Annotated in this window: 22 protein-coding genes; 6 read left to right on the forward strand and 16 right to left on the reverse strand. The window is 45.8% G+C overall.

Annotation, left to right across the window (positions count from 1 at the left end; all coding sequences use genetic code 11):
• Positions 1 to 6 precede the first annotated feature (6 nt).
• Positions 7 to 549 (reverse strand): tetratricopeptide repeat protein, encoded by a 543-nt coding sequence (locus tag QT990_RS12705; protein ID WP_333465298.1) that lies wholly within the window; start codon positions 547 to 549, stop codon positions 7 to 9.
• 240 nt (positions 550 to 789) lie between these two features.
• Between QT990_RS12705 and QT990_RS12710 the strand changes: the two genes are divergently transcribed.
• On the forward strand, positions 790 to 1,020 hold the full coding sequence (locus QT990_RS12710) for a hypothetical protein (protein WP_333129647.1): 231 nt from the start codon (positions 790 to 792) through the stop codon (positions 1,018 to 1,020).
• Positions 1,013 to 1,447 (forward strand): hypothetical protein, encoded by a 435-nt coding sequence (locus QT990_RS12715; protein WP_333144591.1) that lies wholly within the window; start codon positions 1,013 to 1,015, stop codon positions 1,445 to 1,447. Before QT990_RS12710 ends, QT990_RS12715 begins: the two co-directional genes overlap by 8 nt.
• 139 nt (positions 1,448 to 1,586) lie before the next feature.
• On the opposite strand, the gene QT990_RS12720 is transcribed toward QT990_RS12715, so the two are convergent.
• From QT990_RS12720 to QT990_RS12765, 10 genes are all read right to left on the reverse strand, one after another.
• Positions 1,587 to 2,276 carry a Uma2 family endonuclease gene (locus QT990_RS12720; RefSeq protein WP_333148436.1) on the reverse strand — a complete coding sequence of 230 codons (690 nt, stop codon included), beginning with the start codon at positions 2,274 to 2,276 and terminating at the stop codon, positions 1,587 to 1,589.
• Between the two features lie 145 nt (positions 2,277 to 2,421).
• On the reverse strand, positions 2,422 to 2,580 hold the full coding sequence (locus QT990_RS12725; protein WP_333300738.1) for a hypothetical protein: 159 nt from the start codon (positions 2,578 to 2,580) through the stop codon (positions 2,422 to 2,424).
• A 71-nt stretch (positions 2,581 to 2,651) separates the two neighbouring features.
• A complete protein-coding gene (locus QT990_RS12730) occupies positions 2,652 to 2,834 on the reverse strand; it encodes a hypothetical protein (RefSeq protein WP_333300736.1) in 183 nt (60 codons plus the stop codon).
• Positions 2,835 to 2,837: 3 nt separating this feature from the next.
• Positions 2,838 to 2,990: a hypothetical protein gene (locus QT990_RS12735; RefSeq protein WP_333465299.1), complete on the reverse strand. Its 153-nt coding sequence runs from the start codon at positions 2,988 to 2,990 to the stop codon at positions 2,838 to 2,840.
• Between the two features lie 161 nt (positions 2,991 to 3,151).
• Positions 3,152 to 3,778: a Uma2 family endonuclease gene (locus tag QT990_RS12740; RefSeq protein WP_333143567.1), complete on the reverse strand. Its 627-nt coding sequence runs from the start codon at positions 3,776 to 3,778 to the stop codon at positions 3,152 to 3,154.
• 44 nt (positions 3,779 to 3,822) lie between these two features.
• The gene (locus QT990_RS12745) at positions 3,823 to 4,404 is read right to left on the reverse strand and encodes a Uma2 family endonuclease (protein WP_333143568.1); all 582 of its coding nucleotides are present in this window, start codon (positions 4,402 to 4,404) and stop codon (positions 3,823 to 3,825) included.
• A gap of 96 nt (positions 4,405 to 4,500) precedes the next feature.
• Positions 4,501 to 5,277 (reverse strand): Uma2 family endonuclease, encoded by a 777-nt coding sequence (locus tag QT990_RS12750; protein WP_333143569.1) that lies wholly within the window; start codon positions 5,275 to 5,277, stop codon positions 4,501 to 4,503.
• Positions 5,278 to 5,625: 348 nt separating this feature from the next.
• Complete coding sequence (locus QT990_RS12755; protein ID WP_333143570.1) at positions 5,626 to 7,116, reverse strand: MlaD family protein; 1,491 nt, start codon at positions 7,114 to 7,116, stop codon at positions 5,626 to 5,628.
• Positions 7,117 to 7,262: 146 nt separating this feature from the next.
• Positions 7,263 to 7,637, reverse strand: coding sequence for a four helix bundle protein (locus QT990_RS12760; protein ID WP_333308429.1), 375 nt, complete (start codon positions 7,635 to 7,637; stop codon positions 7,263 to 7,265).
• An 86-nt stretch (positions 7,638 to 7,723) separates the two neighbouring features.
• Positions 7,724 to 8,506, reverse strand: a complete 783-nt coding sequence (locus tag QT990_RS12765) for an ATP-binding cassette domain-containing protein (protein ID WP_333066584.1) — start codon at positions 8,504 to 8,506, stop codon at positions 7,724 to 7,726.
• Between the two features lie 164 nt (positions 8,507 to 8,670).
• On the opposite strand from QT990_RS12765, the gene QT990_RS12770 reads away from it, so the two are divergent.
• Both QT990_RS12770 and tsaE read left to right on the forward strand, forming a co-directional pair.
• Complete coding sequence (locus tag QT990_RS12770; RefSeq protein WP_333465300.1) at positions 8,671 to 10,071, forward strand: gluconeogenesis factor YvcK family protein; 1,401 nt, start codon at positions 8,671 to 8,673, stop codon at positions 10,069 to 10,071.
• 134 nt (positions 10,072 to 10,205) lie between these two features.
• The gene (gene tsaE, locus QT990_RS12775; RefSeq protein ID WP_333465301.1) at positions 10,206 to 10,655 is read left to right on the forward strand and encodes a tRNA (adenosine(37)-N6)-threonylcarbamoyltransferase complex ATPase subunit type 1 TsaE; all 450 of its coding nucleotides are present in this window, start codon (positions 10,206 to 10,208) and stop codon (positions 10,653 to 10,655) included.
• Between the two features lie 80 nt (positions 10,656 to 10,735).
• On the opposite strand, the gene QT990_RS12780 is transcribed toward tsaE, so the two are convergent.
• The 3 genes from QT990_RS12780 to QT990_RS12790 are packed head-to-tail and all read right to left on the reverse strand — an operon-like array spanning position 10,736 to position 12,796.
• On the reverse strand, positions 10,736 to 11,068 hold the full coding sequence (locus tag QT990_RS12780; RefSeq protein WP_333460759.1) for a DUF5615 family PIN-like protein: 333 nt from the start codon (positions 11,066 to 11,068) through the stop codon (positions 10,736 to 10,738).
• A gap of 3 nt (positions 11,069 to 11,071) precedes the next feature.
• The gene (locus QT990_RS12785) at positions 11,072 to 11,413 is read right to left on the reverse strand and encodes a DUF433 domain-containing protein (RefSeq protein WP_015174644.1); all 342 of its coding nucleotides are present in this window, start codon (positions 11,411 to 11,413) and stop codon (positions 11,072 to 11,074) included.
• A 60-nt stretch (positions 11,414 to 11,473) separates the two neighbouring features.
• Positions 11,474 to 12,796 carry a dihydroorotase gene (locus tag QT990_RS12790; protein ID WP_333465302.1) on the reverse strand — a complete coding sequence of 441 codons (1,323 nt, stop codon included), beginning with the start codon at positions 12,794 to 12,796 and terminating at the stop codon, positions 11,474 to 11,476.
• Between the two features lie 89 nt (positions 12,797 to 12,885).
• Between QT990_RS12790 and lepB the strand changes: the two genes are divergently transcribed.
• Positions 12,886 to 13,494, forward strand: coding sequence for a signal peptidase I (gene lepB / locus QT990_RS12795; protein ID WP_333143576.1), 609 nt, complete (start codon positions 12,886 to 12,888; stop codon positions 13,492 to 13,494).
• 104 nt (positions 13,495 to 13,598) lie between these two features.
• Here lepB and QT990_RS12800 read toward each other — a convergent pair whose 3' ends face one another.
• Positions 13,599 to 15,122, reverse strand: a complete 1,524-nt coding sequence (locus QT990_RS12800) for a peptide ligase PGM1-related protein (protein WP_333143577.1) — start codon at positions 15,120 to 15,122, stop codon at positions 13,599 to 13,601.
• Positions 15,123 to 15,524: 402 nt separating this feature from the next.
• Entirely contained in the window at positions 15,525 to 17,141 is a 1,617-nt protein-coding gene (locus QT990_RS12805; RefSeq protein ID WP_333143578.1) for a glycosyltransferase family 39 protein, read from the reverse strand.
• Between the two features lie 319 nt (positions 17,142 to 17,460).
• Here QT990_RS12805 and recA point away from each other — a divergent pair, with 319 nt between their 5' ends.
• Positions 17,461 to 18,597, forward strand: coding sequence for a recombinase RecA (gene recA / locus QT990_RS12810; protein ID WP_333290691.1), 1,137 nt, complete (start codon positions 17,461 to 17,463; stop codon positions 18,595 to 18,597).
• Positions 18,598 to 18,862 lie beyond the last annotated feature (265 nt).

Consider the following 18,862-nt stretch of genomic DNA (forward strand, 5'->3'; position numbering starts at 1 on the left):
TTTCCGCTACTTCTTCCCCTTCGCCTGCCCCAACAATACCTTATAATCAGCCCGATCTGGATTCAACTTCACCAACTTCTCCAAAGGCTCGATCGCCCCCACCTTATTATTCATCTGCAACCGCACATTTGCCAACCCCTCCAGAGCCGTCTGATTCTGGGGTTCCCGCTGCAAAACCGTCTGATATCCCCGTTCCTGCGCCGCCAGCAAAGATTCCTGAGAAACAGCCACAGGCGTCGGCTTTTGTTGGTGCTGGCTGCTCAAACCGCTGCTGAACAGACTGAAAATACCAAAAATCGCAGAACCACCAAACGAAACCATTGATACTAACGCAAAAATCTGCTTAATTCGATCGCTCCGATGAACCCGACTATCACTAGATTTTTTCTGTGTACTTTCCATTGCTAACTCTTGGCGTCGCTGTTTTCCAGGCACTCGCAAAGCACCTATCTCTAGATTGCCCAAGTTCGATCGCAAAACGATCGCCCTTCGCCATTTAAAATTTTCGCTGAAACCTAGAAACCATATTAAATGATATTTGTCAAGCAAATTCAATCAATTGTCGGGTTCAGTCCAGGACGCACGGGTGGTCAGAAACCGGGTTTTTTTACGAGAATACTACACTGCGATCGGCAGATTCGGTAAAAAACCCGGTTTCTAGGCGTCGGAGTGCGTAAGCCCTGAATTATTCTATAATTTGACAAAGACGCGCCCGGACGCAGTACCGCAAATACCGAGTCCAGACGACTTCTCCAATGTTGTCAACCCAACACAGGGAGCAATACAATTATGCCAAATAATCCAAACTGGTTGCGTTACGATCCAGACGAAGACAAGTCTCGACATGGAGCGGCAGATCCAGATTGTTGTGAAGAGATGGAAGAAAAGTATGGTTGGAAGCTGATTGAGATTGAGAAAATTGACGGCCCTATTCTAAAAGTTGATTGTGTTTTTCAAGGAAAAACAGAGTTTCCCGACTGGTACAAAGAACTAGAAAGCAAGGAGGATGAAGATGCGTAAATGGATTGTCTTTAGAGCAGACAAGCGCCAACCTGGTTGGGAAAAACGCAAGTTTCAACACACTCAATCATTGACTCGCATTTTGGCAGAACACTTTGACTCTTCTGATGGCCCAATTCCTGAAGTTGGCTATCGCCCCCCAGAATTTGTTCGTGTGGAAGCAGAACACGATCCAACTCGGCACGGTTACAGCACTCATTACCGCACAGGTGAGTGGGAAGTGGCGCGGGTTGAGACTTATACTCCCGATATTCCGATCGGTGAATTTGATATGGTAGTAATCTGCTATTGCCAATATTCCCCTATTGATGCTCCCCTCAAACCCATGCCAGAACGTCAAGTTTCTGTCGATTCCTTTGGAGGCGACAAGGAAGCTTATCAACGTTGGTTAGAGTCTCAAAAAGGCAAAGAATACACTGAAGTGTAAATGATACAGGACTTACGCATCCCCTAATCCTGGCTCCTCTAATTTTTCCTGGTTCTGACGGATCGTCATTCAACTAACAATTTGCTAAAGAAATAAAAGTGCGATCGAATTGGTCAAGCGCGATCGCACCCCTGCATCTTTAGCCGTTATCCTCCGGCAATTCTCCAAATTGTTCTCGATAACGCGCTAGCAAAGATTCGAGTTCAGCAGCACGTTGCCGTTCCGCTTCAGCACGTTGCCGTTCCGCTTTTAAAGCTGAAGCCAATTCATCTGGAATCAATAATTTATCTCCATTATCTTCCCGATAAAACCCAAGAATTTTTCCCTCTATTTCTAACCGCAGTTGCAATACATCGCTGCGATTATCTCTAATTAATTGATACCCCTCTACTCCCAGTCGGTACCCCCGCAATTGTTCGGGAATCCATTCACCTCTAGGGTCAAACAACCAGTATTCCTGAACTTCTAACCTTTCGTACAAGTCTTTTTTATTATTTTGATCTTCCGACTTTGTACCTGGTGAGGTAATTTCAAAAATCACTTTCGGCACTTGACCTTCTTCCCAGATTTTGTAATTATCTCTGCCACCCGGTTCCACATCAAAAATCACCATCACGTCTGGTGCTACACGGACTTTTGGAAAACCTTGAGCGTAGTATAAAAATTGGTTTGCTAAAACAGTAGCTCGACGGTCTGCGAGGTATTGTTTTAAGACTTCTAAAGTAGTTAAGATTGCGTAAACATGGTCGTAAGTTTCTGCCAATGGTTCTCCATCAGCGCTAGGGTATACGATTTCAGAAGTTTGGAGGGTGGGAACGACTGTTGTCATGGTCGTGCTTCCTGTGAGTTGTATATCTATTATAAACTTGTTTTCAGCAACTAAGTAGGTTAATTTAATTAAACGTAAAACGCTCTCGTGCTTGAGAGCCTCGCCTTCTTCAAGAAGTCGGGCTTCTGGTATTATCTATTTTTGACTACACATCCGCAGCGATCGCACTTTTGAATTCCTTAATTGCCTCAACATGACTCGGCATATTAACACACCTGACGAGTAAACCCATATCGAGTTCTGGGAGCAATTGGGAACTTGCAATCTCTTCGTATCCTTGCTGTTTGAGAGCATACAGAGACATTCGGCTGTTTTCCCAAAACCAGACTTCAGGGATTTGCAGCCGTTTGTAAGCCTCTAGCTTAGGAATGAGAATTAAATAAAATCCACTTTTCCTGTTTGTTGTGGGATGGGCGTCCCGCCCGTCCTTTCTGGGCGGGCGGGACGCCCATCCCACAAGAAAAAAGGGAAATTATTTAATTGACGATCCTTATCAATTCCGCCGCTAGTGACGACAACTTCGATCGCCAAATCTGGACGTTCCCTATTAGCACCCAATTCCTATGATTTATCTGCTTCCCTTCTGACTAAACCTTCTTCGCTTTCCAATGTCATCGAACCTGTTGGAGTGTAATCTCTATCTGCTTTCATCAAATAGATTTGCCGAAAATCACCTATTCTCTCCTTAGCTGTTTCGTGTTTTCTTCCAGGCATTTTCTCTATCTCCAGCACTCCCGCTAAAAACGACAATTTAACACCTAGAATATCCCAAATCGGTGCTAAGATTTTGAATTGTTGCCAGGTTAATCCGGGAAATAGCAATGGCCGATCTAATTTTTCTTCTAATATTGTTGTAGTCCTAGCAAACTCGCTCCTTATTCATTAACAATTCCTGCGTTAAACACCTGTTGAGCAGTCAAGTTCAAATCTGGAAAAACAGCCGATTCAATTCTCTCCTCTCCCCGGAACTGCGTCAACTCGTACTCCCCATCAACCAATTGATAAAGCGAAAGCGTAGGTTGTTTGGGATTGCCGATGTAGCGTCTCCCGCCCAATCCCAAATAATCCACAATCCAGTATTCAAGAATGCCCATTTCTTCATAATCGCGTAGTTTAGTAAGATAGTCAGTCTGCCAGTTAGTGCTGACAACTTCTACTGCTAAACGCACCGACGAACCCATTGTGATAATTGATTCTGCTGCCCAACGCGGTTCATTGATCACTTGCTGTCGATCGAGAACGATGACATCTGGCTCATATCCTGATTCGTCGCGATCGGGTTTAAGGACACATTCTTTGGGAAGGAAATAGGGCAATCGGGCATTGCGACATACAACGCCAACTTCTATATTGAGAAAGCCAGAGATTTCTGAATGTTGGCCAGTTCCTTTGGGCATTTCAACAATTACTCCATTGTGCAGTTCGTAGCGGTATTCGGAATTTTCCGGATACCATGCAATAAATTCGTCAAATGTTACTGATTTTGTTAATGCTTGAACCATGTCAATCGCTCCTTGATTCGAGTTATATTTAAAGTTGATTTGAACTATTCCCGCAAAGCCTTAATGAATTCAGTAACAGCATCATATTGATCGAAGTAAGTTACATATCTCACTAACAAAGCAATGTCTAACTCCGGTAACAACTCGCTGCAATCGACTTTTTCGTACTCCTCCCTCAAATAATAGATACTCAGCACTCCATCTTCCCAAAACCAGACTTCAGGTATGCCTAACCGCTTGTATAGTTGAAGTTTATCGATGCCACCGCTGGTGAATACAACTTCGATCGCCAAATCGGGAATTGCCTTTTTAGTCGTCAAATTATATGATTCATCAGGCTCCTTTCTCGCCCCCAGTTCTTTACTACCCAAAGTCGGCCCGCCCTTGATATAAAACCGGATGCCCTTTTCTCTCAGGTATGCTTCTAATAAAGCCCTGATAGTACCCTTTGTCTCTTCATGTTCGGGGCTAACTGTCATAATTTCTAAAATTCCATCTAAGTAAGCAAATTTGATACCGCCGACAGACTCAAAAGCGGCTTCTAGCGATTCAAATTGCGACCAACTCACTCCTCTTAGAGTCAGGCAACTATCGGTGACAGAGTTTTTGACTGCTGTTTGTGTCATGTTTTCTCCTTATCCTTTTTTTAGATTAAGCTTTTGAGAGCGCAACTATTTTCTCAATTTTATTAACTGTTGTTCGATCGCGCGAACCCTACACCTTCAAATGCCATCAGGATCAATGCCCTGACTTCTCAAGTATGCCATTAATCGATCGGCCCTCTGGCGTTCCTCTTCGGCCCTCTGGCGTTCCTCTTCGGTCCTCTGGCGTTCCTGTTCCACCCGTTCCGCACCCCACAGCAGCAAATTGCCATTCTCATCCCACCAGCGCAACCAATAACCCGTTCTCTGAGATTTTTCACCTTCCCAAACCCCCAGAAATAAACCCATTGATTCTATCCAGAATCGCTGATTAGCATCCGGTTCTTGCAATTCGTATTCTCCCGACGCAGAGAGTCTGTACACTTCCAATACTCCCGACTTAGGTTCAAAAATTACATAAATCGGCACTTGCAAAATTCGCTCATAAAACCGCCATTTTCCGTAAGGATATGTCGGTTTATTTGAATATTCACTGCCGTCAGTATCGGATAAAAATTCCATCACTACAGCAGGTACTTCTCCCTCAGCATTGCGCGTATAACTGCGGCGAACTTCTCCTGGTTCTGCTGGCAATACCGACGGAACGTACACCCAATCAGGGGCTTTTACTACTGTTTTGCCGTTAACTTTGGCACAGAGTCCAAAATTGGAAGCTATTAGCATTGAAGCTAGGATAAATCCTGCGAGATCCAAAGCTTCTCGCAAGGCCGCAGCTAAAAGTGGTTGGTCGATGTTTTCCACGGGATCGTCTGGTAATTTAAAGTCATCTGGCAATTTTTCCCAAGTTATATTATACTGACTTTTGGTTACGTCCGGTTTCGATAATGTTTGCGTCATTGGTTTTCTTTGTTTCGATAGAAAGAGTTTTTTGTTAATAGGATTTGGACAATAACTTTAATGCCTGGGTGCGAAAGGCGCACCTTATTAACTAGCTGTAATCTGGGTGTGTATTGCGCTGGTTACTAATTAGAGTATATCGCCACTTTTGTGCAATGGCTGTTTCATTCTCACCAAAAACATGAATTTTGTAGGGGTAGCACGGCCCCTACTCCCCGTGCCTACCCCCGACCTAGAGGATTCGATCGGCAGATCAGACCAAGAGGGCCGGCACGGGGGCACGGCCCCTACCGAGAATGAAACAGCCCTGACTTTTGTGCAAGGGCGGTTATTCAATGATACCCTGTTTTAATGGGTCTTTTCGGGAGCAACTGGTTCTACTGACCGGGCAGTTTGAGAAGGTATAACAGGCAATTTGGGCTGTTTTTGCAAGCGAGGAAATCCAGGATCTACTGATGAATCTCTGGGATGTGTACTCGCATTTACTTTCTCAGAAAGGGGGGCTAATGTTTGAGTCACTTTAACTTGCTGTCGCAGTTGTTCTGTCGAACCCAACAAGCCTCCTAATCCGTTGAACAACCTGCGAATATTGTTGCGGAAAGCCGGATCTCCCGTCAAATCATCCACGTCGGAAGTAATTTTCTGCACGTTCTGAAATGTAGCTCGTGCAGAATCTAGAGTTTGCTGCAATAATAGCAAATTGGCGGGATTGTTTACTTGGCTGGATAAATCTCGCAAATTACTAGAAGCTTGGGCAGCATTCGCTGATAAAACTTCTAAATTGTTCAGCAATTGTCCTTGGTTGATTCGATTAATTGTCGGACTCAAACTGCTGACAGCTACCCGCAGTTCCTGACTGCTTTGATTGATGTTATTCAGAGTTGAGACTAAACTGCCGCGGTTGGTTGCTACTAAAGAATTGACTTGGTTGGCTGTTAATGTAATTTGATTGGCTGCTTGAGTTACTGAATTAGCAGAATTAATCGCAGCTGCAGATACGGCTTTTGTGGAACTGTCCGCCGTAGCTGCTACTTTAGAAACATCAGCGGCAACTCCTGATATTTCCGTCTTGAGCGATTGATTTAAGGTGCTTGCTTCCCCCTTTAATGATTGATTTAAGGTGCTTGCTTCCCCCTTTAATGATTGATTTAAACTTGCTATTTCAGTTTTTAATGATTGATTTAAGCTGCCAAGGTCTCCCCTTACAGATTGATTCAAATTTTTTATTTCCGCTTGTGCCGTTTTAGTTAAAGTCGATAAATCTTGAGTGAGTTTAGCTGCACCTTTAGCTGTGTTGGCTGTATTCTCGGTAAGAGATTTAAGATTGTTAAACAGGGCGGGGTCAGTGTAGAAATTAGCTAGGCGGACTGTGGATTTAATTAGTTCGTCGATAGTGACTCCCGCTTGACCTTTTAAGCGCGAATTTTGGCAGATAATCTCCGGGGGACAGTCGGCACTAACGGGATTGGCGGTAAGTAATGATTCTGGCAAAATCGAGTTGGGGGTAATGTCGATCGACGATTCGCCAATTAAACCCGATTTATTCGCTTCGATCGTAACATCCCTGGGAATCACTAAAGTACCGGGGGCAATCTCCAGCGTCACGTCTACGCCGTTGGAACCCGGTTGGAGGGCGGTAATTTTACCGACGGCAACCCCACGATACCTGATGGGCGTGCCTATTTGCATTCCTTGGGCGCTGCCAAATTCTACGGCGAATTTGTAGCTGCGGTTCCCTATTTGCACGCCCCGCAGCCAGAGCACTAAGCCGCCAAATAAACCGATTCCTACTAAAATTAAGAACCCGACAGAACCTTCTCTTACAGTTCGCGATTGCATATTACCTCCTTTGGCAGTTGATAGTTGGCAGTTGGCAGTTGGCAGTTGGCAGTTGATAGTTGGCAGTTGACAGTTGGCAGTTGGCAGTTGATAGTTGGCAGTTGATAGTTGATAGTTGGCAGTTGGCAGTTGGCAGTTGGCAGTTGTTAATTTTTGTCTGATGTGTTGCCTATAGATTTTAGATAGGCGTTTAGCCTTGGCGAGAGTTCGTCAATAATTGGCTTGAGTGTTTCTACTTGCGTACTTGTTAGTAGTTGCCTAGTATAAGCCCGTCTCAACCAGTGCTTTGTTTCATATAAAGAACCTCTGGCAATCTTGATAAATCGCCGATGATCCTGATAGCTACCTCGACCATCTCCTTCAGCAATATTAGCACCAATACTATCAGCCGATCGAATAATTTGCTTGCCGACAGTATCTTTTGCTAATGCGTCCCATTTTATAACAATATTCCAAATTTCATCAGCGAATTTTTCAGCTAATTTATAAACATCTAACTTCTGAAAGTTTGTTTGTGACATATACTATCTCCCAACAAGACAAACAATTGACCACGACCAACTGACAACGGCCAACTGACAACTGACAACTGACAATTGACAATTGACTATCCAAGCGCTTGAATTGGCCCAGTAACACTGCCGCTAAAAAATTGTCGGATAAGTAAATTATCTGTCGATGCAATGTCATTGACAGTTCCCTCCCACTGCACTTTGCCTCGATAGAGAAATACGATGCGATCGGCAGTGCGGCGGATGGTACTGTCTTGGTGAGTGACGATCGCATAAGTGCTGCAAACACCTTGGGCAGCCTGCAAGTCGCGGATTAAATCTTCAATTACCGTCGAAGCGATCGGATCTAAACCCGCCGTCGGTTCGTCGTACAGCAAAACCTCTGGATTATCCCTGTCATTATCAGGATTCGCCATGATAGCGCGGGCAAAACTTACCCGCTTCCTCATTCCCCCAGACAACTGCGCCGGATAGCGTTCGCCAATTCGCGGCAAACCCACCATCTCCAACTTTTCCTCCACCAATTCCCGAATGCGGCGGCGCGGCAGCTTAGAATGCTGGTAAAGTAAAAAACCGACATTCTCCTCCACCGTCAGCGAATCAAACAAAGCCGCTTGCTGAAACACCATCCCAATTCCGATCGGATCTGCCACGTCGTCCACCCATCCCACCCTGCGCTGTCCCTGAACAAAAACCTCACCGGCATCCGGGGCCAACAAACCCGCAATTATCCGCAAAATAGTAGATTTGCCCGTCCCCGAAGGGCCAATAATTGCCAGGGCCTCTCCCCGATAAATCCTCAGATCGACTCGATCGAGAATCGGGTTCTGGCCGAAGGACTTACTTACCCCCTTGAGTTCGATTAGTGGCTCAGCCATAGGATGTTATCAATAAGTTATCAGTCCTCAGTCATCAGTCTACCTAATGACTCATGACTCATGACTAATCACTAATTACTTAAATTGACTGCCAGAATCAAAACTCTCTTGTATTGTAAATTTGTCAGATCGAGCTGTTCCAATACCCTTAAGACTAATTAACCATGTCAATTAGTTCACTTCCTAAAGCCCTCCGTGTCTTGGCTAAAGCCAAGCAGGTTTTTGCCCAATCCAGAAATCCTTACCCCCCTTCTTTGCGGAACGGGCGAGTTCACCAGTGGTTTAAGTGGTTAGCCCCCGGACTGTTAGTGAAACGGTGGCTGCTGATTAGTGCCAGCGGCGTGGTACTTGCCACTTTGGGTTTAGCGATTTGGACTGGGATGACTCCCATTTTCTTCTTATTGCAATTATTGAGAAATTTTTTGGCGTGGATTGCGGAAGTTATTCCCAATTACGTGTCGGGCCCGATCGTGATTGCTGGCGGGATTTTATTAATTCTGTGGGGACAAACTCGCAGTTTGAACTCTATTACCCAAGTGCTGATGCCCGAAGGGAATGAGGAACTGGTCGATCGACTCCTCAACCACCGCCGCTTGCACCGCGGCCCGAAAATTGTGGCAATTGGGGGCGGTACCGGTCTTTCTAATTTGCTCAGGGGATTGAAGGACTACAGCGCCAAAATCACTGCTATTGTCACGGTGGCGGATGATGGGGGGTCTTCCGGGCGGCTGCGACGGGAAATTGGGGTATTGCCGCCGGGAGACATTCGCAATTGTTTGGCTGCTTTGGCAGATGAGGAAAAGTTATTGACTGAGTTATTTCAATATCGTTTCCGGGCTGGTGACGGTTTGGTGGGTCACAGTTTTGGGAATTTGTTTTTGACGGCGATGAGCGATATTGCTGGAGATTTGGAACAGGCGATCGCCGCGAGTTCTAAAGTTTTAGCAGTGAGGGGAGAGGTGCTGCCGGCTACTCTGAGCGACGTTTCTTTGTGGGCAGAACTGGCTGACGGCCGCAGGATTGAGGGGGAGTCCAGCATTACAAAAGCTAACGGAAAAATCCTCAGAATAGGCTGCACTCCTGCTAATCCTCCGGCGTTGCCCAAGGTAGCCCAAGCACTTCGGGAAGCGGATTTTATTATTATTGGGCCGGGGAGTCTTTATACGAGTGTCATTCCGAATTTGTTGGTGCCGGAAATTGCTGATGCGATCGCCAACAGCGAAGTTCCGCGCATTTATGTTTGCAATATTATGACTCAGCCGGGGGAAACTGACGGATACAGTGTTGCAGACCACATTCGGGCGATCGACCGCGCTTGCGGCCGGCCGCTGTTCGATGCTGTAGTAGTTCAAGGAAAAGTCCCTTCTGCCAAAGCTTTGATCCGCTATTCTCAGGAGAATTCTTATCCGGTTGTGCTCGATCGAGAAGCCGTAACGCAATTGGGGCGGCGAATTGTCATCGCAAATGTCATGGATGAAGATAAAAATACGGGTTTAATTCGCCACAATTCGCAAAGGTTGGCGGGGATGTTGCTGCGTTGGTACGGCCGCGCGCAGAACATTTAAGCTGCTGACAGTTGACTGTTGACAGTTGACAGTTGACTGTTCACTCATGTTATTGGCTATTGGTTATTGGCCGATCCAAACGAGTAACAAATAACAAATAACAAATGACTAATAACAGATAACAAATAACTAAAATGATACTTTCTCTTCCAGATGCTGAAGCTACGCGCAAGTTTGGTTTTGCGTTAGGTCGATCGCTCCCTGCCGGCACTGTAATCTTATTACAAGGAGATTTAGGTGCTGGCAAAACTACATTGGTTCAAGGTATCGCTGAAGGTTTAGGAATCTCCGACTCGATTGAGAGTCCTACTTTTACGCTGATTAACGAGTATTTTGGAGGACGAATTCCGCTGTATCATCTAGATTTGTATCGACTAGAACCCCAAGAAGCCGAGGCTTTGCACTTAGAAACTTATTGGGACGGGTTAGAAAGGGATTTGGGAATTGTGGCGATCGAATGGGCGGAAAGATTGCACTACAAACCCGAAAATTATTGGCAAATTTATTTGACTTATCTAGATAACGGGCGGCAAGCTGAAGTAATTGGTAATGGCGAGTTATTGGATTGGCAATGGGAAAAGTGAGAAAGGGCGATTTAATTTAGATGTTGCACCATTCTCACTCAGCCTGTTAAGAGAGAATGGTGTAACATCTCAGCGCGTACTTACTGCGGACGGTTGACACGAATTAATTTGCCTCTCAAAGTTTCTTCACCAGCAATAGCATCATTGATGCGTGTTGCCAACCTTTCTAAATTTTTATCGTCTGTACAGACGATAATACCAGCATGATTTGGTTGTTGAGCGTGCAAGCGAATGAAATGCCGACGATTTTGCGTCATAACCGCCCGATCGTTATTCACAGCAAAGGCTAATACTTCGGGGTCATCATCTCCGGCATTTCCTGCCTCTTGAATAGTCAGGGCATCGTGACCGAAATTTCGCAGCAATGCCACAACAGGAAACGGGAACTGTTCATCTGCATAGAGACGTGCCATAAATTATACTTCCTGCATCATTGCTGCTGCTTCTTCTCGGAGTGCTGTTTCAATTTCTTCGGAGTTAGCCTCAGCATAAGTCCAGACATTTACTAAGTTGGCAGCATTCAACTGGGGATAAAATTGTAGAAGTTCAGCATCACTTGAACCTTGACGGCGCAAACTCACGAACAGCCAAACGGGAAGTCTAGTTTTGGCAATGCAAGCATCGCCGCCACACACATCGGGAGTTTTGGTAATTCCTGGCCAGCTATTGTTTAAACTTTGGGTTAAAAGCCGGATGGCTTCAGCTTTCTCAGTAGGAGTTAAGGCCAGGAGTTGTGTTTCTAGTTCTTGGAGAAGCATGGGTAATATCGCCTTGGCGAGCGGGAATACCCAATTATAACATTTGAGTTAAATTCATGCTTACTCAGCGTCAAATGTCAATGCTTCTCCCCTCACATTTGTATCCAATTTACCATCCTCAAAAACAACTTTTCCTCCAACAACAGTCACAACTGGCCATCCAGTCAAATTCCATCCTTCAAAGGAACTCCAGCCGCACTTACTCGCCATCTCTGCGCCGACTACCGGGCGGTATTTCTCCAAATCAACTAAGACTAAATCTGCATCAAAACCCGGTGCAATTTGCCCTTTTTTCGGAATCTTATAAGCCTTAGCAACTGCCGCCGACATCCAATTAGCAACTTGTGCCACTGTACATCTTCCCTCTACTGCTTGGGTCAGCATCAAAGGCAAAGAAGTTTCGACTCCCGGCATTCCAGACGGCGTATTCGGATAATCTTGAGCTTTTTCTGCTAATGTATGTGGCGCATGGTCGGTGGCGATAAAATCAATTACGCCGTCTAGTAAAGCTTGCCAAAGTATTTCGTTATCGCGGGGCTCGCGCAAAGGCGGATTCATCTGAGCTAAACTGCCAATTTTTTGATAGGCGCTGGTATTTAACAACAAATGCTGCGGCGTTACTTCTGCCGTTACCCAACTCGGTTTTTCCTGGCGCAAAAACTCAGCTTCTTCTCCTGTCGATAGGTGCAGAATATGCAGCCGACGCTGGTATTTTTTAGAAAGTTTTACTGCTAACTCAGTTGCTAACAAAGCAGCTTGATTGTCTTGAATTTGCGAGTGAACTGCAATATCGGTAATACCAGCAAATTCTTGACGACGCTGGTTGATTCTAGCTTGGTCTTCTGCGTGCACGGCAATTAGTCGATCGCCCTTCGCAAAAATTACCTCTAAATTTGCTGCATCATCCATCAATAAGTCCCCGTGCATCGAACCCATAAACACCTTAATTCCGGGAGTCGGATTGGCATCCAACAAATCGGGTAAAATCTCAGGAGTAGCCCCAATAAAAAAGCCGTAATTGACCAAACACTTCTCGGCAGCGCGACTTAGTTTATCATCTAAGGCAGCTTGGGTTGTGGTCAAAGGTCGCGTATTCGGCATTTCCAGAAACGAGGTAACGCCGCCTTTAGCGCAAGCACAGCTAGCGGTAAATAAGTCTTCCTTGTGTTCTAAACCTGGTTCCCGGAAGTGTACCTGGGGGTCAATTACTCCGGGTAACAGAGTTAAGCCTTTGGCATCTATTTCTCGATCGCCAGATTCGACAATTTCCGCAGCAACTTGGACAATTTTGCGATCGCAGATTTGCACATCTCCTACCAAAAACTCACCGTTGGGCAAAAGAATGCGAGCGCGACGGATTAACAAACTTGATTGGGTAGTCATAAGATATCCTTAATTCAGTAAACAGCGTGCTAGCATGGAAGCATTATTAAGTTTATAATTCGTATCCAGCTCAGTCACTACAATACCCTATGACTCGTCTAGACAAGTCAGCCGACGAAAAACCTCCGCAAGACACCGAAAATCCTTGGATCGAAGGAATTAAGACGATCGGCTTAGCAGCATTTTTAGCCTTTGGTATCCGCACCCTGGTTGCCGAAGCACGCTACATTCCGACCGGCTCGATGCTCCCAACCTTGCAAATTAACGATCGATTAATCATAGATAAGGTAAGCTATCGATTCCAAGAGCCCCAGCGAGGAGATATTATCGTATTTATGCCTCCTGACCAGGCTAGTTTGTGCACGGGACAGCCACCACCGATCAAAGATGCCTATATCAAGCGAGTGATCGGACTGCCGGGGGACAGTGTGGAAGTCAGAGAGGGAAAAGTTTTTATTAACAAGCAGCCGCTACAGGAAAAATATATTGAAGAAATTCCGCAGTATCCCTACGGGCCTGTAGTTGTAGCTCAAAATTCTTACTTGGTGCTCGGCGACAACCGCAACGCAAGCTGTGACAGTCATTACTGGGGCTTTGTACCCAAGCAAAATATCATCGGTAGGGCAATTGTGCGTTTTTGGCCACTCAACCGCACAGGGTCGATCGACCCCACGCCCCTTTATCCCGCTAAAAATTAGCTACAACCCGCAACCCGCAGATTAAAATCTGCGGTTGTCAGTTTAAAGTACCAATTACTTATTAGCCATTTTCCACGACCAAATAATTAATGGTTAAATGAGATTTAGTATGAGGTTTCGCGATCGAGAACTTTCACAACTTTGTTATACCTCTCCTCAGCTTCTTGCTGCGAATTGCCGATACTCGTCACTCCCAATTTGCCAAACTCCGACAAACAACCCATTAAATGAAACACACTGCCCGTCTCAGTACCGCTGTCAAAGTGCAGTTGATTGTCAGCAATAATATCCATCAAATCGTTCGGTAATAATCCCCGATAGCGCTCTTTTTTCAAATTGTCCGAAGCGACATAATATTTCGGACGGCCCTGCTGGCTGTAAAATAATCCGGTAGTACGATCGTACCGACCGTTTGTTAACAGCTTCAAAGCCATAAACGGATGAGTTGTGCCTCCTTTACGTAAGTTAATTTCTATTGCTTGAAGCTCCCATTTCCCATCGGATTGCTTTACAGCGAGAAAATCTACTCCAAATCTCTCTAAAGCCCCTTTTTTAGCTAAGTTTTGCCCTACTTTCCATCCCAATTCCTGCAACGCTATTCGATAAGATTCGTCGGCAGGAAATCGGCAACCTAAGAAAATTTGACCGTCTGGGCCTCCTAAAATTTGGTCGTGGGTTGAGAGAATTTCTACTTCGCCGCTGGGGACAATTCTGCCTTGAACGCTGGGCGAGAACTTTTCTTCTCCTTCGATAAATGCTTCGGCAATTGCCCCTAATTCGGGAATGCGGCTGCTAAAATTTTCCCAGGTTTCGCCCGTTGCTTGAAAGCGCAAATTATGGAAGCTATCGCCAATTGCCTTCGCTCTTTCTGTAGGCGCTTTACCTGCGAGGGACTTCAGATCTAAAATTGCATTCCCTTCCCCCGAAAAACCTTCATTTAACTTAATTACGATCCGCTGCAAATGTGGCTGCCGTTCCCACAACGCGCCCGCAGCTTCCGCTAAATCTTCCGCATTAAAAACCAACTCAGAACCGTCAGGATAAGGCACGCCACATTCTTTAAAAATTTGCCGGCTGCCGCTTTTTGTTCCCCAGTATAACAGATCGGGATCGCTGGCCCACAAAGGAATCCCCAATTTAACAGATAACTCGCGTTCTAAGGGCGTGGAGTTATAACAAACCATATAAGATTTTGTCGGCCGCACTGCTTGACGAATGCGCTCCATCAAGCGGGGACGGTCTAAAATTTTCTGGGTGAGGGATTTGGCGGAAGCATCGTAAGCACTGAACAGCAAAAGCCGATCGCGCGCGTGAGAAAATGGAATTCCCGGCAGCAATTGCAGGTAATAATCCACAATCATCGGGTGCAATGGCTCCGAGGTAATGTAAATTAAGCGCGTGCGGGGATTTCGCAGGCGAATCAATGAAAATAAATGCCGCTCTTCGTAGTGGTAAACACCCTCAACTTTCTGCATTTCTTGCTGATCTAAGCTGACAGAAGGAATGATAATAATGTCACAATCTCCGCCGTCGAATTCTTCGACTGCTCGCCAACGTTCGCGTAATTCTGTCTGAAGATTGCGAAACTTCTGGGCGGATTCGGAAGATGAATTATTTAACTCTTGCATTGCTTTTTATCCTAAGTATTCAAATAATTATTGCTGATGATGTCGGGTGTGTCAGCCCAGATAAGTACGGACACTGCACCGTGTCCTTCTTCGTGTCAATAAACACGTTAAACCCAGTCAGAGACTCCGGTTTGACTATTAAGCCTAGATCCCCCCTAGCCCCCCTTAAGAAGGGGGGAACCGGAAATGGCTCAAAGTCAACCCCTACTCCCCTTCTTAAGGGGGATTTAGGGGGATCTATACTTAGCGTAAAAACGAGATTTCTCAGGGCTTTCAGCTTTAAGTTGACACTCCTTGAGCAATGCCCTATCCCTACAGCGTCGGAGACGGCACGGTGCGGTATCCCTACAAATGCTCGCGTACAATCTATCTGTATCACTATCACTACTTTTGGGAATTGGTTTAAGAAGCTCGCCGCGCTCGAAAAAGTCTGGCATACTGCAAAATTGGCTCTAAGCGGCGTTGATTTTGCTTGAGTGCCGAGATCAATTTTTCCGAAGGGCGGAATACCAGAGGAGCCGAATATTTGTTCAGCATCTCCATATCTGGCGACTGGCTCATCAGCATCAGCCGCACGTCTTTGTCGAGCAAATAACTCAGAGACAGCAAATCTCCCATGTTCGTAAAATCGTTGCCGCGATCGCTAATTACAATTGTATCTTTAATCGATCGGTTAGCTATCGCCTCTTTGTTAATAATTTTCGCAACTTCAGCATTAAAATAGCTCAAGTCTTTGCTCCACCAAGTATCAGAAAAAGCGCTGACCGTACAGGATGCTACACTTGCTGTAAATACCAGGGCTAAAATGACTTGCCAAAACCGCTGCTGAGTTTTCACGTTACTTGCGAGCAAGTAAGCAACTGCTAGCTGCACTCCCGGAAAGCAGGAAATCAGATAGCGGCTGACGGCCGAACGTTTGCCGCCTAGGATTAGATCCGGTAACGCCAAGATCAAAAAAGGTACAAAAATTGATGTTAAAATAAACAGCCAAGTTGAACTGCTAGTGCGGCGGCAGATTTGGTAAATGGCAGCAGCAATTAACAGCAAAAATGGCAATCTCAGCAAATAAGTCCAGATATTATCAAAGCCTAAGTCGAAGTCAAAAAATAATGCTGTAAAGCTGAGCGTCCATAATTTAACAAGATACAGCCAACCCGGAGATACTCGCGTCCAATCTGTCGTAGCTGATGCTCGTCCCAGGTTGGTTGCCAGCACGTAAATCCACGGAAGATACAATATTAAAGCGGCTGTTACTGCTAAAAAGAATTGGGAATTAGTTACATGACCTCGCAATTTAGTTTTTTTGATAAACAACCAGTAATAAATTATAAAAACTCCGTGTCCGATGAGTGTTAAACTGAAGAAAGGGTGAGTGTAGAAACCAAGGGCGATCGCCAGCGAGTAAAATACCCAATTTTGCCAACCCCGCAACCGCACTGCTCTCAGCAGCAGCCAACTGCTGCCAATAACTATGGCTGTCAGCAAACTGTACTGCCTTGCTGTCTGAGCAAACAATAGGTCAAAGGGTGATAAAGCCAAAAGTGCTGTTGCTAATAACGCAGCCAAATTCGAGGCGAAAAGTTCCTGAGCTAAAGCGTACATCAAAGGCAGCGACAGCAAACTCAATATTGCTGGCCAACTGCGCGATGCTGTTAGAGAACTGCCAAATTCCTGCATCCACCAACGAGCCATGAGAAAGTATAAAGGCGGATGCTGCGGGTCTTCTAGTGCTAAAGAACGAATTGTGTCTGCTTCTGTAGTTCCCGGTTTAATCCGCTGATATTTTTGCAATTCTGGTGCGGGAACAATCCGGTTTTGGAATAGTTCGTCGTCGATTTCTTGGCGGGTGAAACCAGCGGCGCGGATTGATGTGTAAGCTTCGTCGTGCCAGTAAAGTTTGCGATCGATCTCAAAAAACCGAAATCCGATACCTAGTAAAATGCCGATCGCCAATAAGTTCATCAGCCAGCGGGAATTTTTGCTATTAACAGATGTGTCTTGATGTGTTGTAGATCCCATGCTTGTCCTAATTGTGGCGATTTCCTCCGGGATAGCTACGCTTCACGGAATTTGGAACTGTAGACCATCTTAAACCTCACTCAAGGAGCGATCGATACCAACTACATCCCCTAACAGACAATAATTCTACCCTCTGCCGGATGCCGAATACCTTCTACATCTTGGGCATTCTGAAAGCTGGCTCAGGCTGAACCACCCCCAAAATCAAGAATCTTCAGCCAGATCCTCCCAGAACCTCCAGAGCCCAAAAATAACTGCTAACATACGTGTTGTACAGTTAATCAACAAGCTCCGCAAGGGGTCTACCCGCGTACCGCAAATGGCAAAAAAAGAAGCGTCTATAAAAACTTCCACTGAAAACTCAGAAAAGCAAAAAGCCCTAACTTCCGTACTTTCCCAAATCGAGCGCAGCTTTGGCAAAGGCGCGATCGTCCGATTGGGAGACTCCACTCGCATGAGGGTAGAAACCATTCCCACCGGAGCCCTGACACTGGACATTGCTTTGGGCGGCGGTTTGCCAAAAGGCCGAGTTATTGAAATTTACGGCCCGGAAAGTTCCGGTAAAACCACTCTAGCTCTCCACGCGATCGCCGAAGTCCAAAAATCCGGCGGTATCGCAGCCTTCGTGGATGCCGAACACGCCCTCGATCCCACCTACGCCTCAGCTTTAGGCGTCGATATTGAAAATCTCTTAGTTTCCCAGCCGGATACCGGCGAAATGGCCCTAGAAATCGTCGATCAACTCGTCCGTTCCGTCGCCGTCGATATCGTAGTAATTGACTCCGTAGCCGCCCTCGTCCCCCGCGCCGAAATCGAAGGCGACATGGGCGACTCCCATATGGGTTTGCAAGCGCGCTTGATGAGCCAAGCTTTGCGGAAAATCACCGGCAACATCGGCAAATCCGGCTGTACCGTCATTTTCCTCAACCAATTGCGGCAGAAAATCGGCATAACTTACGGCAACCCGGAAACAACAACCGGCGGTAACGCACTCAAGTTCTACGCCAGCGTGCGGCTTGACATTCGCCGCATTCAAAGCTTGAAAAAAGGTACAGAAGAATACGGCAACCGCACGAAAGTTAAAGTTGCTAAAAATAAAGTGGCTCCGCCTTTCCGCATTGCCGAATTTGACATTGTATTTGGCAAAGGCATTTCTACTTTAGGCTGTCTGACTGACTTGGCAGACGAAATGGGAGTAATCATCAAAAAAGGTTCTTGGTATAGCTACAACGGAGAGAACATAGCTCAAGGACGAGACAAAGTGATCCAGCACATGGAGAAAAACATCGATTTCAAAAATGAAATTGAGGAGCTAGTTAAAAAGAAACTTGAGACTGGTGCTCTGGTTTCTGCTAATTCTGTCGCTCCTATTGAGGTAGATGATGTAGATGATGTAGATGATGTAGATGATGTAAATGATGTAGATGATGTAGATGGTTTGGACGAAGAAATCTAAGTTTTTTAGCTAAAACAGCAGAATCCCCACACTGAATTTAGAGGGGGATTAATCGAGGCATCGCCGAGTACCCCCGATAAATCAGTGTGGGATGAATGCGCGACTGACGGAGGTTGGCGAGTCAGTCATTAAATGTCAGGAAAAGTCGATCGATCCATGCCTCTACCATCTGGGTAACAGTTTGTTCTCTCGCCGCCGCGACCGCCCTCAGTTTACTGAGATGTTTCTCCGATAGTCGAATGTGAAGATTTTTATCTGTGATTGT

Source organism: Microcoleus sp. T3_B1 (assembly GCF_036700445.1).
Classification (GTDB): domain Bacteria; phylum Cyanobacteriota; class Cyanobacteriia; order Cyanobacteriales; family Microcoleaceae; genus Microcoleus.

Bases quoted from the DNA above. Each gene is read 5' to 3' on its own strand.
- QT990_RS12710 (WP_333129647.1), top strand. From the start codon at position 790: ATGCCAAATAATCCAAACTGGTTGCGTTACGATCCAGACGAAGACAAG.
- QT990_RS12715 (WP_333144591.1), top strand. From the start codon at position 1,013: ATGCGTAAATGGATTGTCTTTAGAGCAGACAAGCGCCAACCTGGTTGG.
- QT990_RS12720 (WP_333148436.1), bottom strand. From the start codon at position 2,276: ATGACAACAGTCGTTCCCACCCTCCAAACTTCTGAAATCGTATACCCT.
- QT990_RS12725 (WP_333300738.1), bottom strand. From the start codon at position 2,580: ATGTCTCTGTATGCTCTCAAACAGCAAGGATACGAAGAGATTGCAAGT.
- QT990_RS12735 (WP_333465299.1), bottom strand. From the start codon at position 2,990: ATGCCTGGAAGAAAACACGAAACAGCTAAGGAGAGAATAGGTGATTTT.
- QT990_RS12740 (WP_333143567.1), bottom strand. From the start codon at position 3,778: ATGGTTCAAGCATTAACAAAATCAGTAACATTTGACGAATTTATTGCA.
- QT990_RS12745 (WP_333143568.1), bottom strand. From the start codon at position 4,404: ATGACACAAACAGCAGTCAAAAACTCTGTCACCGATAGTTGCCTGACT.
- QT990_RS12750 (WP_333143569.1), bottom strand. From the start codon at position 5,277: ATGACGCAAACATTATCGAAACCGGACGTAACCAAAAGTCAGTATAAT.
- QT990_RS12755 (WP_333143570.1), bottom strand. From the start codon at position 7,116: ATGCAATCGCGAACTGTAAGAGAAGGTTCTGTCGGGTTCTTAATTTTA.
- QT990_RS12760 (WP_333308429.1), bottom strand. From the start codon at position 7,637: ATGTCACAAACAAACTTTCAGAAGTTAGATGTTTATAAATTAGCTGAA.
- QT990_RS12765 (WP_333066584.1), bottom strand. From the start codon at position 8,506: ATGGCTGAGCCACTAATCGAACTCAAGGGGGTAAGTAAGTCCTTCGGC.
- QT990_RS12770 (WP_333465300.1), top strand. From the start codon at position 8,671: ATGTCAATTAGTTCACTTCCTAAAGCCCTCCGTGTCTTGGCTAAAGCC.
- tsaE (WP_333465301.1), top strand. From the start codon at position 10,206: ATGATACTTTCTCTTCCAGATGCTGAAGCTACGCGCAAGTTTGGTTTT.
- QT990_RS12780 (WP_333460759.1), bottom strand. From the start codon at position 11,068: ATGGCACGTCTCTATGCAGATGAACAGTTCCCGTTTCCTGTTGTGGCA.
- QT990_RS12785 (WP_015174644.1), bottom strand. From the start codon at position 11,413: ATGCTTCTCCAAGAACTAGAAACACAACTCCTGGCCTTAACTCCTACT.
- QT990_RS12790 (WP_333465302.1), bottom strand. From the start codon at position 12,796: ATGACTACCCAATCAAGTTTGTTAATCCGTCGCGCTCGCATTCTTTTG.
- lepB (WP_333143576.1), top strand. From the start codon at position 12,886: ATGACTCGTCTAGACAAGTCAGCCGACGAAAAACCTCCGCAAGACACC.
- QT990_RS12800 (WP_333143577.1), bottom strand. From the start codon at position 15,122: ATGCAAGAGTTAAATAATTCATCTTCCGAATCCGCCCAGAAGTTTCGC.
- QT990_RS12805 (WP_333143578.1), bottom strand. From the start codon at position 17,141: ATGGGATCTACAACACATCAAGACACATCTGTTAATAGCAAAAATTCC.
- recA (WP_333290691.1), top strand. From the start codon at position 17,461: ATGGCAAAAAAAGAAGCGTCTATAAAAACTTCCACTGAAAACTCAGAA.